Below are 12,880 nucleotides of genomic sequence, written 5' to 3' on the forward strand. Positions count from 1 at the left end.
TTATACATTGATCTTGAAAATTGACTCTGGATTTGTCTTTTTATCTCCATAAGCATTATTTGTTCCATCATTGATATCAAACATTTTATTTACTAAGCCATCAAGAAAATCTTTGACAATAAGAACAAATTTAGCATACTCTTTGTTTTTACTATGAAGGTTTTGAAGATTTTTTTTAAGTAGATCCAGTTTTTGTTTATCTTCATCATCTAAGAGTTCACTAAGCCCTTTTGTAGAGCTATTGTTTAGCTCAACCAAGGCAACATCAAGTTGTTTTTTAGCTGTAATAAATTCGGCAATAAGTTTGTTTTTTTCTTCTACACTTGGCGTTACGCTCTCATGTTTAGCCACTTTGATATTTTCTATATCTTCTTCGGTTAAAGCAATAAGTTTTGCTAAGATAGCATTTACTTCATCAAGTCTTTGTTTAAGCATATTCTCTCCTTTTCTCTCTCAAAAAAGGAGAATGAAAATTTTAGATTAAAGAGTCAGCAATCGCAGCAGCTGTAGCTTTTGTATCGATTTTATAAGTCCCATTTTTAAACTGCTCTGCGATTTTACTCGCTTTATCATTTTCCGTTTTTTGAGTATCGTTTGTTTTAGTTTCTTTATCTATTCTATTTGTATTTAATGTGGTATTTGCCACATAACTTTGTTGTATAGGATTGATCATTTCTGCCTCCTTGATCTTTAGTTATAATCCTCTACAAACCATATCGACCTAAATTTAAAAAACTTAACCCCTTTCTTTTAAAAAATCGTATAATAATTTTGAAAAACCCATACCTCCACTTAAAGCTTTACTCATAGTATCATTATACATGGAAGAGTATATTTCATCGCTGGCATCTTTTCCAAAGAGTGAATTTTGACTTTTTAAAGATACGTCTAAAACTTGCTTTAAAAAAAATGCTTCAAAAGCATCCGTTTGTTCTTTTAAGGCTTCATCTTCTTTGGTTTTTGTAACTATATCATTATCATTTATTTTGATGCTTGATTCTAAACTTCTTGCTTTGGTTGCACGATCAAGTAAAACGCTATTCATACTATAAGTATTTAAAAAATTATCTACTTTCATTAGATGATCTCCAAATCCGCGTTAATTGCACCTGCGCGCTTTAAATTTTCCATAATAGCGATAATGTCATTTGGAGTTGCTCCAAGTTTGTTAAGCATTCTAGCTATATTTGCAACTGTGCTTTTTGCATTGTTGATTCTTAAGGTATTTGAACTTGGATCTACAAAACCACCATCTTTCATATCAATTTCATTTTGATTAGCTACTGCATTATTGTTTGGATCTATTTTTATGGTGATATCCTTATGAGTGATTAAAACAGGTTCTACCTCTACATCAACTCCAGCAATCACTGTTCCTGTTCTTTCGTCGATGATAACTTTGCTTTGTGGTTTATAGGCTATATCTTGTTCTAAAACTCTTGCCATAAAATCAACATTTGAAAGATCTTCAGGTTTTTTGAGTTTTACTGTGCGAGAGTCGATGGCTTTAGCCACTTCTTCGCCAAAGACAGTATTTAAAACTCTTTCTATATCGTTTGCGGTTTTAAAGTCTGCTACTTTTAAACTTAAGGTTAAATCATTGTTTTGGCTAAAATTTTGTGGAATTTCTCTTTCTACATTAGCTCCGCCCATTACAGTTGCAGCAGTTGAGTGAGAACCTGCTCCTCCTGGTCTAGGTGTCAAACCTCCTGTTGAGATAGAGCCTTGTGCTATGGCATAAATTTCACCATCAATCCCACGAAGTGCAGTAAGTAACAGTGTTCCACCTTGTAAAGATTTTGCATCGCCCATAGATGAAACGGTAATATCAAGTTTATCTCCGCTTTTTGCAAAGGCTGGAAGTTTGGCTGTAACCATAACAGCTGCGGTATTTTTTGATTTGATATCGTTAGGATCTACTTTGATATTCATACCTTGTAAAAGGTTTGAGATAGATTGTAGTGTAAATTTAGAGCTTGTTCCATCGCCGCTTCCATTAAGCCCTACAACAAGTCCATAACCTATAAGTTGGTTATCTCTTACGCCTACAGTGTTTGCTACATCCTTGATTTGCACTGCAAAAATGCTTGTCATAAAGAGTAAAAATATCGTTAAAACTCTCATGGATTCTTCCTTTAATCTATTGTTGATGATAGATCAAGCAAGAAGTGTTCCAAGTGAGTTAAGAAGAGTAAAAACTTAAACTTGTTGATCCAAATTTCTTTTCTTTGACTTTTTGAAAATTTTGGATTTTTTCAGGGGTTTTTATGGTTGAGTGGTGTTCAAAAATGATTAAATTTAAAGTTTTTAAATCTAAATTTTCTAAAAAATGATAAATTTTTTCATAAATATCGCTAAAACCTTCCCTGATATCAAAAGGTGGGTCAAGATATAAGATGATTTCATTTTTTGAATTTTCTATGAGTTTGGGTAAAATTTCAAAAGTATTTGCATGGATCACTTCTAAATTTTGATCTATATTTTTAGCATTTTCTAAAGCAATTTTATAAGCTTTTGTATCAAGTTCTATAGCATAAGATTTTAAAGCATAATTACTTAGTGCTTCAGCCGCCATCAAAGCACTTCCACCAAAGGCTTCAATGAAAATTTTATCTCTTAAATCTTCTCTTATTACATTAAAAACACAACTTTTTACTATGCTTTTAGTGCTTCTTGTTGTTGTAAGACTAGGTAAAAGTAGTTTTTTTCCTTTGTATTTACCACTTTCTATATTTGTATAAAGCTTTGTTTCTTTGATTTTTTTTATTTTTTCTTTAGGGAAACTAATTTCTTGTTTTTGAAGAAATTTTTTTCTTTTTTCATTGTGATTAAAAAAGTCTTTAACGCTTATAAATTCATCATTCATCATTAAGTGCTTTTACGAGTTTGTTTTTAAGATCTTTTATGGCAAGATCGATTTTATTTTCATAATCTTTTTTAAATTCTAAGGCAATAGTGTCGATTTTTTCTTCAAGCAGTCTTTTTTGTTCAAGTGCAAGTTGTAAAGCTGCTGCTTTTAAAGCATTGTCAAATTCATTTAAAGACTCAAACAAGGCTTCTTTGCTAAATGGCACGCTTAAAAATGGAGAGTTCTTAGAGATGATAAATAAGGGTTTTGCGGTGTGAATTTTTTCATCGCTAATGATAAAATCACAGTCTTTTTTTATCACCAAATGATCTTTTAAAAAAAGTTCTAAAGTTTTTTCTATGATGAGATCTTTACATTCTAAAGAGATTTTCATATCAAACTAACCTTTAAAGTATGATTTTTTAATGATGGAGCTTGTATGCCTTGAATAAGGGCTAAAAACTCAAAACGGCTTAAAATATAAAAGTCTTCAAATTCTCTACCACTTATTTGCATAAGTTTTTTAGCACAAGTATCAAAAAGATAAAAATCCTTTTCTTCTTTTACTACCATAAAATCAGCCCCGCTATCATAAGCGTCTAAAACAATATCTGCAGTCATTTTATAGCTTAGTGTAGGATTTAAATTCAGTAAAGTAAAACCATTATTTTTTGTACTGTTTTCATATGAAATAAATTTAGCTTCAAGTTTGGATTTTAAAGTATTGCAAGCATTAAAGCCATAAAAAGCTATATTGAAATCTTTAAAGTTATGTTTAATTTCTTTAAGTTCTTTGATCTCATTATCAAAAGCATTAGTTTTAGGTAAGTTAAAATGTAAAATATTTTTATCAAAAAGCCCTAAATTTAAAATTTCATTTTGTAGATTTTTGATCGTTGTTTCTAAAATTTCATTTTTGCTTTCAAGATGATAAAAAATACCCTTTTCTTTATCTGCTAGAGTTTTTAAAATTTCTATCTTTTTTTCAGGATATTTTTCTATCATTTTTGAAGCCAAATAAAACACTCCATCACCCATATATTCAGGAAGATAGTCTAAAATTTCACTTGCATAATATAAATAATCGTATTTTGCGTAAAGCTTTTTATCCTCTTCATCGCCAAATTTTTCAAGATATTTGTATTTGTCTAAAAAATCATTTTTATCGATGATAAGATCTTTAATAGCTCTTTTTGTGCTTAAAGGCTCGATACAAAGATTAAAATCAAATTCTTTTACTATTTTTTCTAAAGGTGTAAAAAGCGGTATGATTTGCTTATTTACAACTATGTAAGTATTTTCATCTTTATCAAAATCAAAATAAATATCATCATTTTGAACTTGCAAAAGTAGATCATAAAAACTTGCAAAATTTTCATAATTATCATAAACATAAGGTTTATAATAAGCCTCATAATCTTTGGTTTTATCAAATCTAAAAATTTTTAATTCTAATTTTTTCATGGTTTTTCCTTAAATATTTCTATGATTATATAAAATTTTTCTAAAATTCACTAGAATTTAAAAGGAAATTTTATAAAATCCGCATTATGAACAAAGAAGATTTTATTATCAAAGCTTTTTTAAATGAAAAAAATGGCGATGATGGAGCTATTATAGATGATTGGTGTTTCAGTAAGGATTTGTTTTTTGAAAATGTGCATTTTAAAAGAGAGTGGTTTAGCTTAGAGCAAATTGCTACAAAAGCAATGCTTGTTAATATCTCAGATGCTATTTCAATGAATGCTGTACCAAAATACGCACTTCTAGGACTTGCTTTACCAAAAAATTTAAGCGAAAATGAGATCAAAGCTTTGCAAAAAGGTTTTTTAAAAACAGCTAGGAAATTTAATATAAAAATCATAGGTGGTGATACTATAAGCAATGATAAAATAGACATTAGTCTTACTATCATTTCAAAGATCAATGATAAAGCCGTTTTTAGAAAAGGTTTAAAAAAAGGACACTTACTCGCTTATACAGGAAAATTAGGACGAAGTTTAAAAGGGCTTGAAATTTTACAAAATGGGGGTACTTTAAAACCAAACCATGTATTTATAAAGCCAAAATTAAGAGCTAGTTTTTTTTATGAAATCGCACCCTTAATTTCTTGTGCTATGGATATTTCAGATGGTTTAAGCAAGGATTTATCAAGGCTTTTAACCTTAAATAAATGTGGAGTTTCTTGGTTTAAAAAGCTTGATGATTATACGCTTTATAGCGGAGAAGAATATGAAATTTTGTTTGCCTTTGATGAAAAAGAACGACAAAATATAGAAACAATAGCCAAAAAACACGGCGTGAAATTAAATATCTTTGGAAAAGCAGTGAAAGGAAAATATGAATTTAGAGGAAGAGAACACCATTTTTAAGCCTTTGTATAGTTTAAAACACAGTCCTATTAATGCGTATTTTAGTAAAAATAGCGATGATTTTGTAGTGCGTGAAAGGCCTTTGTATCAATTTAGTGGTAAGGGCGAGCATCTTATTTTACATATCAATAAAAAAGATTTAACCACAAATGAGGCTTTAAAAATTTTAAGTGAAGCAAGTGGGGTTAAAATAAGAGATTTTGGTTATGCAGGGCTTAAAGACAAGCAAGGATCAACCTTTCAATACTTTTCTATGCCTAAAAAATTTGAGAGTTTTTTGTCAAATTTTTCTCATCCTAAACTTAAAATTTTAGAAACTTTTATCCATGAAAACAAGCTAAGAATAGGGCATTTAAAAGGAAATTCTTTTTTCATACGCTTAAAAAAAGTTTTACCAAGCGATGCTTTAAAACTAGAACAAGTTTTGATGAATTTGGATAAACAAGGTTTTGCAAATTATTTTGGCTATCAGCGTTTTGGAAAATTTGGGGATAATTATAAAGAAGGGCTTGAAATTTTGCGTGGCAAAAAAATGAAAAATGTAAAAATGAAAGAGTTTTTAATCTCAGCTTTTCAAAGTGAGCTTTTTAATCGCTATTTGAGTAAAAGAGTGGAGTTATCACATTTTGCAAATGATTTTAGCGAAAAAGAATTGATCCAAATTTATAAAATTTCTAAAGAAGAAGCTAAAGAACTTAAAAAACAAGAACAATTTTTTAAGCTTTTAAAAGGCGAAGTTTTAGGGCATTATCCTTTTGGAAAGTGTTTTTTATGCGAGGATTTAAGTACTGATCTTGAGCGTTTTAAGGCAAGAGATATAAGCGCCATGGGGCTTTTAATCGGTGCTAAGGCTTATGAAACAGGAGAAGGTTTGGCTTTAAATTTAGAAAATGAAATTTTTAAAGATACTTTGGAGTTTAAATCCAAAATGCAAGGTTCAAGACGCTTTATGTGGGGATATTTAGAAGAGTTAAAATGGCGTTATGATGAAGAAAAAGCTCATTTTTGCATAGAGTTTTTCTTACAAAAAGGCTCTTATGCTACTGTAGTTTTAGAAGAAATTTTGCATAAAGATTTGTTTGAATGAAATGATTATGAGTTAAATTTTAATGTGATTTTTGCTTTAGAATTTATTGCAAAAATGATATTTAAATTTAGATATGATTATATCAATTTAATTTTTAAAATAGAAGTAAAAATGAAAAAGATTTTAACAAGTGCTTTGGCTTTAGGAGCTATGACTTTGATTATAGGTTGTGGTGATGGTGATTTAGTCGAGTTAAAAAACAATGGCAACGATCAAGCTATGTTTGATTTAGGTAATCAAGAGATTATGAAAAAATATCCAAATTATAAGCTTTATGATTATACTTCAGTCAGAGCAATTAGTGATATTAAAGATCCAGAAGGTAAAATCAAAGAAATGAAGCGTGATTTAGAAATAGATAAAACTCCATACTCAAACTATGTTTTCTTATTAAATCCAAACGATAAAAAAGACTATAAAGTTGTGAGTGTTTATTGCGATAAAGACTTTAAGAAAAGAGTTTATTGTTCTGTGAATGATGCTTTTAGGTTTTATGCAAGATAATAAAACAAGCGGGAAAATCCCGCTATCTTTCTAATTCTTTTTATACCGACATTTTATGAAAATTACTTATTTTTAAGTTTGTTGCTCTGCTTTTAAAGCAATCAAAACACCTTCTATCATTTTTTTAATATCTCCATCTAAAATATTATCCACTTGAGAAAAAGCTTCATTGGATCGATTGTCTTTAACTTGTTGATAAGGGAAAAGCACATAAGAGCGGATTTGATGCCCCCAACCTATCTCGCTTTTTTCTCCAGCATTAGCACTATCTTGTTGTTTCATAAGTTCAAGTTCATAAAGGCGAGATTTTAGCATTTTAAAAGCGGTGGCTTTGTTTTTATGTTGGCTTCTGTCATTTTGGCATTGTACGACTATACCAGTTGGAAAATGCGTAATTCTTACGGCTGATTCTGTTTTATTGACATGTTGTCCGCCTGCACCGCTTGCTCTGTAATAATCTATTCTTATATCTTTTTCTTCAATTTCAATTTCTATATCATCATCAAGTTCCGGGCTTACCATAACGCTTGAAAAGCTTGTATGTCTACGTCCTGCACTATCAAAAGGAGAAGTTCTTACCAAACGATGGATACCATTTTCAGCCTTTAAATAACCATAAGCATTTTCGCCTTTAACTAAAAAGCTCACATCCTTAAGTCCTGCCTCTTCGCCTTCTTGAAAGTCTAGAGTTTCAACCTTAAAACCTTCTCTTTCACAAAATCTTAAATACATTCTATAAAGCATGCTTGCCCAGTCATTGCTTTCTGTTCCGCCCGCACCTGGGTGAATGGAAACAATGGCATTTTTACCATCATTTTCCCCACTTAAAAGCATGGAAATTTCAAGACTTGTGATGGTATCTTCTAGTTTTGGGGCGTCATTAAATAAAGCTTCAAGTGTTTCTGTATCGTTTTCGCTATTGGCCAGATCGAAAAGTTCGCTTGCGTCATTTAGGGCATTAAAAGCATTTTCATAGTTTTTAAGTAGATTAGTGATTTTAGTTTTTTCTTTGCCTATGATTCCTGCTTGTTTAACATCGCTCCAAAAAGAAGGAGAATTTTCAAGTTCTTCGATTTCTTTGAGCCTTGTTTGGATATTTTCAGGCTTGATGATGGAGGCTATGTTGCCGACTTTGTTTTTTAAAGTTTTTAAAAGTTCGCTAAATTCGTAATTATCCATGAAAATTTCTTTGCTATAATTATATTTTTAAAATCAAAAATTATATCAAAAGAAAACTTTAATATAGGAAAAAAATGTCAAAACTTTATCTTATATCTTTGGGTTGTAATAAAAATTTAGTTGATAGTGAAATTATGCTAGGTCGTTTAAGCGAGTATGAAATTTGTGATGAACCAAGTAAAGCTGATGTTTTAATTGTAAATACTTGTGGTTTTATTGATAGTGCAAAAAAAGAAAGTATTAATGCGATTTTAGATTTGCATGAGCAAAGAAAAAAAGATTCTCTTTTAGTAGTTACAGGCTGTTTGATGCAGCGTTACCGCGAAGAGCTTATGAAAGAACTTCCAGAAGTTGATCTTTTCACGGGTGTAGGTGATTACGAGAGAATCGATGAAATGATACTTAAAAAAACAAATTTATTTTCAAATTCGACTTATTTACAAAGTGAAAATTCTAAACGTATTATCACAGGATCTAATTCGCATGCTTTTATAAAAATTGCCGAGGGTTGTAATCAAAAATGCTCCTTTTGTGCGATCCCAAGTTTTAAGGGTAAGTTAAAATCCCGTGAGCTGAGTAGTATTATAGTTGAACTTAAAGATTTGGTAGCTAAAGGCTATAAAGATTTTTCTTTTATTGCGCAAGATACGAGCTCTTATTTGTTTGATAAGAGCGAAAAAGATGGACTTATACGCTTAATCGATGAGGTGGAAAAAATCAAAGGCATAAGAGTAGCTAGAATTTTATATCTTTATCCCACAAGTGCTAGTGAAGCTTTGATTAAACGCATTATAGCTTCTGAAATTTTTGTAAATTATTTTGATATGCCTTTGCAACATATAAGCGATAATATGCTTAAAATCATGAAGCGTGGAGCAAATAGCACAAGACTTAAAGAAATGCTAAATTTAATGAAAAGTGCACCAAATAGCTTTTTACGCACAGGCTTTATCGTAGGACACCCAGGCGAAAGTGAGGCAGATTTTGAAGAGCTTTGTGAGTTTGTTAAGGACTTTGGTTTTGATAGAGTGAGTGTTTTTGCTTATTCTAAAGAAGAGGATACTGCTGCTTTTAATATGGAGCAAGTGCCTTTTAAGGTGATTAACAAAAGGATTAAAATCATAGAAAAAATTGTTAATGAAGTGATAGAAAAAAGTTTTGAAAAAGAAGTAGGGAAAAAGCGTTTGGTAGTTTGTACGGGAGAAAGTAGCGAGGGAGAGTTTTTCATCGCAGCTAAAGATTTAAGATGGGATAGAGAGATTGATGGGGAAATTCTTATCAATGAAAGTGAATGTGGAAATTTAGAAATGGGGCAAATTTATGAATGTGAAATTTTACAAAACCTCGATAAAAAGCTTCTTGCTAAGGCTTTAAGAAAAGTAGATGCAAATTAAAGATGAAATTTTAGCCCTTTTAAAAAGGGGTAAAAATTTACTCGCTTTTTCTTATGGAAGTGATTCTAGTGCACTTTTTTATCTTTTAATGCAAGAAAAGATCGACTTTGATCTTGTGATGATAAATTACAAAACAAGAAAAAATAGTGATTTAGAAGAGTTAAAAGCCAAAGAACTTGCTTTGAAATTTCATAAAAAAATTTTCATAAAACACGCTCCTAAATTTCAAAGTAATTTTGAAAAAAAAGCCAGAGATTTTCGCTATGAATTTTTTGAAAAAATTTGTCTTGAGCAAGATTATGATCATCTTATTTTAGCGCATCATTTAAACGATCAGTTTGAATGGTTTTTGATGCAGCTTTCTCGCGGGGCAGGTTTGGCTGAAATTTTAGGTATGCAAGAGTATGAAAAACGCTCAAATTATACACTTTTACGCCCTTTACTCTTTATAAGTAAAGATGAAATTTCATCTTTTTTAAAAGAAAAAAATATCTTTCATTTTCATGATGAGAGCAATGAAAATGAAAGATATTTTAGAAATTATATAAGAAAAAAATTCTCCAATGTTTTTGTAAGTGAATTTCATCAGGGTTTAAAAAAAAGCTTTTCTTATCTTGGTGAAGATAGAAAAAAACTTTATGATTTTGAAAATATTAAAGAAGTTCAAGGACTTCTTATTTGCCCTAAAAATGAAAGCTTGATTGCTAGAGCGATTAAAATGAAAGGTTTGCTTTTAAGCACGGCACAAAGAAAAGAGCTTTTAAAGGGTGATTGTGTTTTAGGTGGTAAAATAGCACTTGTGTATAAAAATGAACAAGTTATTGTTTTTGAGTATGAAACTTGTCAAAAATTACCTAAGAATTTTAAAGAAGAGTGTAGAATAGCTAAAATTCCAAGACTTTTAAGAGCTTATTTATACAATCATAAAATCGATATTTCAAGTCTTAATTTCTAATTTTAAAATTCTTTGATAGCCTAAATGTGTAAGAAAAATCACAAAAAACACTTGTAAAAAAAGTCCTAAAAGTGGTACTGATGAGAGTAGATAAAAACAAAGAGTGCTAAATTTAAACTCTAAAGGAGAAAGGTTAGAATTAAAGCTTTTAAAACTTTCTTTGTCTAAAATTGTGCTTGTAACATCAATCATTAAAAGTTTATGAAAGAGATAATAAAAAGCAAGATAATATACAAAAATATTGATAAAAGGCAAAAATAAAGCCAAAGTGCAAAGTAAAAAAATCCCTATAAATTTTATAAAAATTTTAAAAATTTCAAAGATAGTTTTTAGGGTTGAAACTCCGTTTGTATTATCATAATGGTAATATTTTTGGTTGATTTCTTTAGCGATAAAAGGGGTAAGAAAAGAAGTGATAAAAAGGGCTAAAAAAACCGAAGCAAAAACAACAATAAAGCTTGAAAATAAAAAACTTATGATGGTGATTAAAATTTGTACAAAATGAAGAGCATAAAACCACGCCCAAAAGGAATCTTTGCTAACGCTAAATAAAGAATTAAAATAATCCAGTAAAGCTGAAAAACCAAGTACTCCTAAAAAAAGCATAAGTACAAGGCTAAAAATTAAAGGAATTAAAGCAAATTTTAAAAATTTAAAACTTAAAAAATCTTTGATTGCAAGTTTTAAAATATCCAAATTATGCCTTTTTATAGCATTCTTCTAGTTTTTTATAAATAGTATCAAAATCAAGCTCTTGTTCTAAAATTTGAGCTAAAACTTCATTGTCTTCTTTGCCATTCCAAGTTTTTTTATAGCTACCATCTTTGTAGCCATGGTTTTGTCTAAAGATATTTAAAACATTTTTTCCTATATAGGTTTTATAAAGAATTTCAAGATTAAGTCCGCATTTAATAGCTAGGGTAAAATAGGTTGAAAGCAGTTCTTCAAGATTAAATCCAAAGCCACTGCATTTATGGATAATAAGCTCTATATCATTTAAAATACCATAAATATCACTTTCATTAGGATGTTCTTCTTCTTTGCAAAAATCTTTAAATACACTCACAGCATTAACTTCTGTAGCTATAACTTTGAAATCTTTACCGTTTTTATCGTGATACTCTTCAAGCAAAAGACTTAAGATAAAATGCCAAATATCGACAATCTCTATACGCACATTTTCCCAATTTGTTAGACTTGAAATATTTTTCCAATGTTTCCATGAAAAAGAGTCTATAAGTTCTGCACATTCCATATAAATACAGCGTCTCCAACTGATCAGTTTCCCTTCTTTGGTATAGCCATTTTCCCAATCTAAGCCGTTTGTTTCGTCATTGAGTTTTTGTTGGAGTTTGAGCATATTTTCTAAAATTTCAATATTTGTCATTTAAAAACTCCTTGATAATTTTTTAATATTATATGATTTAAGCGTAAAGATTTAAACTATCATCTGCTTTATCTTGATTTTCCTTAGTTTTTTCTTGCTGTTTTTCAAGTTGTTTTTTCATTTGTTCTAAAACTTCATCGAGTAGTTTTTTACTATCTTCAAGCATAGAAGTGTTGATATCTTTATTATTTGTTTGATTTTGTTTTAGTAAATCACTGAGTTTATTAGTAAAATTATTCATAATAGCATTTTGATGGTTTTCATCATTTGGAGTTGGTAGAACATTTGCTATTTGCATGGCTGATTCTATGATTTCTTTCGGTTTTAAGTCTCCAACCTTGGAATTTGCTAAAAAGTCTTTGATCATGGGTTCAACTTCTTTCATGGCATTTTTAATCTCATCAAGATCATTTTGTGTGAGTTTAGAGCCTTCAAAAGCAAAGCTAAAACCATACTGACGCTTAAGATTAAGAGTTTTACCTTCTTCATTATTTGCATAACTTACACTTTGATTGTCATACATAGATAAGGCTAAATGCTTACCACTTTTTGTTGTATAATCCATCGAAAAACTTTGATTTTTACTAGCATCAATTTGCATTTCTTCCCCTTTATAGCTACGTTTAAAACTAAAAATCGGTTATTTTTAAAAATATTTTAGTATAATTTTACAATATGGATAAAAGAATTTTAGATTTTATAAAAAATGAGCAGCTTTTATCTTGGGCTATGATTGATGAAACAGGTGTTTATACAGCTAGTGCTTTTTATGCTTTTGATGAGAAGAATTTAGCTTTTATTATCGCTTCGCATGAAGATACTAAGCATATAAGATTAGCCAGTGAAAATTCAAGCATTGCACTTAATATAGCTAAGGAAAGTAAAGTAGCTTTATTAAAAGGTATACAGGCTAAAGCTGAATTTAAAGTGGCAAGCAAAGAACAAATAAAAATTTATTTTTCTAAGTTTCCCTTTGCTAAACTTGATAAAAGTGCAAAAATTTATGCTTTAGAGCTTTTTTGGCTTAAATTTACTAACAATGCTTTAGGACTTAGTAAAAAGCTTGAATTTTGTAAAAAATAAATTTTTATGTTTTTGTTTAAAAAAACGAGTTATGATTATAGTTTATGTAAAATTGTTAGGTATAAAAATAA

Annotated in this window: 16 protein-coding genes and 1 pseudogene; 6 read left to right on the top strand and 11 right to left on the bottom strand. The window is 29.6% G+C overall.

Features of this window, described 5'->3' with window-relative positions:
- The 7 genes from ACOTU8_RS03780 to ACOTU8_RS03810 form a co-directional block, all read right to left on the bottom strand.
- A complete protein-coding gene (locus tag ACOTU8_RS03780) occupies nt 1–435 on the bottom strand; it encodes a flagellar protein FlgN (protein WP_002779263.1) in 435 nt (144 codons plus the stop codon).
- A gap of 40 nt (nt 436–475) precedes the next feature.
- A complete protein-coding gene (gene flgM, locus ACOTU8_RS03785) occupies nt 476–673 on the bottom strand; it encodes a flagellar biosynthesis anti-sigma factor FlgM (protein WP_422341847.1) in 198 nt (65 codons plus the stop codon).
- A 63-nt stretch (nt 674–736) separates the two neighbouring features.
- Nucleotides 737–1,078, bottom strand: coding sequence for a hypothetical protein (locus ACOTU8_RS03790; RefSeq protein ID WP_422341848.1), 342 nt, complete (start codon nt 1,076–1,078; stop codon nt 737–739).
- The gene (flgI, locus tag ACOTU8_RS03795) at nt 1,078–2,124 is read right to left on the bottom strand and encodes a flagellar basal body P-ring protein FlgI (protein WP_002826014.1); all 1,047 of its coding nucleotides are present in this window, start codon (nt 2,122–2,124) and stop codon (nt 1,078–1,080) included. Before flgI ends, ACOTU8_RS03790 begins: the two co-directional genes overlap by 1 nt.
- 58 nt (nt 2,125–2,182) lie before the next feature.
- Nucleotides 2,183–2,866, bottom strand: a complete 684-nt coding sequence (gene rsmD / locus ACOTU8_RS03800) for a 16S rRNA (guanine(966)-N(2))-methyltransferase RsmD (RefSeq protein ID WP_422341930.1) — start codon at nt 2,864–2,866, stop codon at nt 2,183–2,185.
- Nucleotides 2,859–3,242 (bottom strand): hypothetical protein, encoded by a 384-nt coding sequence (locus ACOTU8_RS03805; RefSeq protein WP_422341849.1) that lies wholly within the window; start codon nt 3,240–3,242, stop codon nt 2,859–2,861. Before ACOTU8_RS03805 ends, rsmD begins: the two co-directional genes overlap by 8 nt.
- Nucleotides 3,239–4,312, bottom strand: a complete 1,074-nt coding sequence (locus tag ACOTU8_RS03810) for a DUF5644 domain-containing protein (RefSeq protein WP_422341850.1) — start codon at nt 4,310–4,312, stop codon at nt 3,239–3,241. Before ACOTU8_RS03810 ends, ACOTU8_RS03805 begins: the two co-directional genes overlap by 4 nt.
- An 86-nt stretch (nt 4,313–4,398) precedes the next feature.
- Between ACOTU8_RS03810 and thiL the strand changes: the two genes are divergently transcribed.
- The 3 genes and pseudogenes from thiL to ACOTU8_RS03825 all read left to right on the top strand — a co-directional run.
- Entirely contained in the window at nt 4,399–5,220 is an 822-nt protein-coding gene (gene thiL, locus ACOTU8_RS03815; RefSeq protein ID WP_422341851.1) for a thiamine-phosphate kinase, read from the top strand.
- Nucleotides 5,189–6,307 carry a tRNA pseudouridine(13) synthase TruD gene (truD, locus tag ACOTU8_RS03820; protein WP_422341852.1) on the top strand — a complete coding sequence of 373 codons (1,119 nt, stop codon included), beginning with the start codon at nt 5,189–5,191 and terminating at the stop codon, nt 6,305–6,307. The genes thiL and truD overlap by 32 nt, the downstream gene beginning before the upstream one ends.
- A 111-nt stretch (nt 6,308–6,418) precedes the next feature.
- Nucleotides 6,419–6,730, top strand: a pseudogene (locus tag ACOTU8_RS03825) (hypothetical protein); the annotation flags it as partial.
- A 153-nt stretch (nt 6,731–6,883) separates the two neighbouring features.
- Here ACOTU8_RS03825 and prfB read toward each other — a convergent pair.
- Complete coding sequence (gene prfB, locus ACOTU8_RS03830) at nt 6,884–7,990, bottom strand: peptide chain release factor 2 (protein WP_422341853.1); 1,107 nt, start codon at nt 7,988–7,990, stop codon at nt 6,884–6,886.
- Nucleotides 7,991–8,064: 74 nt separating this feature from the next.
- On the opposite strand from prfB, the gene rimO reads away from it, so the two are divergent.
- Nucleotides 8,065–9,384 (top strand): 30S ribosomal protein S12 methylthiotransferase RimO, encoded by a 1,320-nt coding sequence (gene rimO / locus ACOTU8_RS03835; protein WP_422341854.1) that lies wholly within the window; start codon nt 8,065–8,067, stop codon nt 9,382–9,384.
- On the top strand, nt 9,374–10,339 hold the full coding sequence (gene tilS / locus ACOTU8_RS03840; RefSeq protein ID WP_422341855.1) for a tRNA lysidine(34) synthetase TilS: 966 nt from the start codon (nt 9,374–9,376) through the stop codon (nt 10,337–10,339). Before rimO ends, tilS begins: the two co-directional genes overlap by 11 nt.
- Here tilS and ACOTU8_RS03845 read toward each other — a convergent pair.
- Genes ACOTU8_RS03845 through ciaI form a run of 3 tightly spaced genes read right to left on the bottom strand, consistent with a single transcriptional unit; the run spans nt 10,322 to nt 12,327 of the window.
- Nucleotides 10,322–11,035 (bottom strand): EI24 domain-containing protein, encoded by a 714-nt coding sequence (locus tag ACOTU8_RS03845; RefSeq protein ID WP_422341856.1) that lies wholly within the window; start codon nt 11,033–11,035, stop codon nt 10,322–10,324. The two genes, tilS and ACOTU8_RS03845, sit on opposite strands and share 18 nt — an antisense overlap.
- A 1-nt stretch (nt 11,036) precedes the next feature.
- Entirely contained in the window at nt 11,037–11,726 is a 690-nt protein-coding gene (dut, locus tag ACOTU8_RS03850; RefSeq protein WP_422341857.1) for a dUTPase, read from the bottom strand.
- A gap of 37 nt (nt 11,727–11,763) precedes the next feature.
- On the bottom strand, nt 11,764–12,327 hold the full coding sequence (gene ciaI / locus ACOTU8_RS03855; RefSeq protein ID WP_422341858.1) for an intracellular survival protein CiaI: 564 nt from the start codon (nt 12,325–12,327) through the stop codon (nt 11,764–11,766).
- A 74-nt stretch (nt 12,328–12,401) separates the two neighbouring features.
- Between ciaI and ACOTU8_RS03860 the strand changes: the two genes are divergently transcribed.
- Entirely contained in the window at nt 12,402–12,809 is a 408-nt protein-coding gene (locus ACOTU8_RS03860) for a hypothetical protein (RefSeq protein ID WP_422341859.1), read from the top strand.
- Nucleotides 12,810–12,880 lie beyond the last annotated feature (71 nt).

The organism is Campylobacter jejuni (assembly GCF_049221745.1).
Lineage (GTDB): Bacteria > Campylobacterota > Campylobacteria > Campylobacterales > Campylobacteraceae > Campylobacter_D > Campylobacter_D jejuni_E.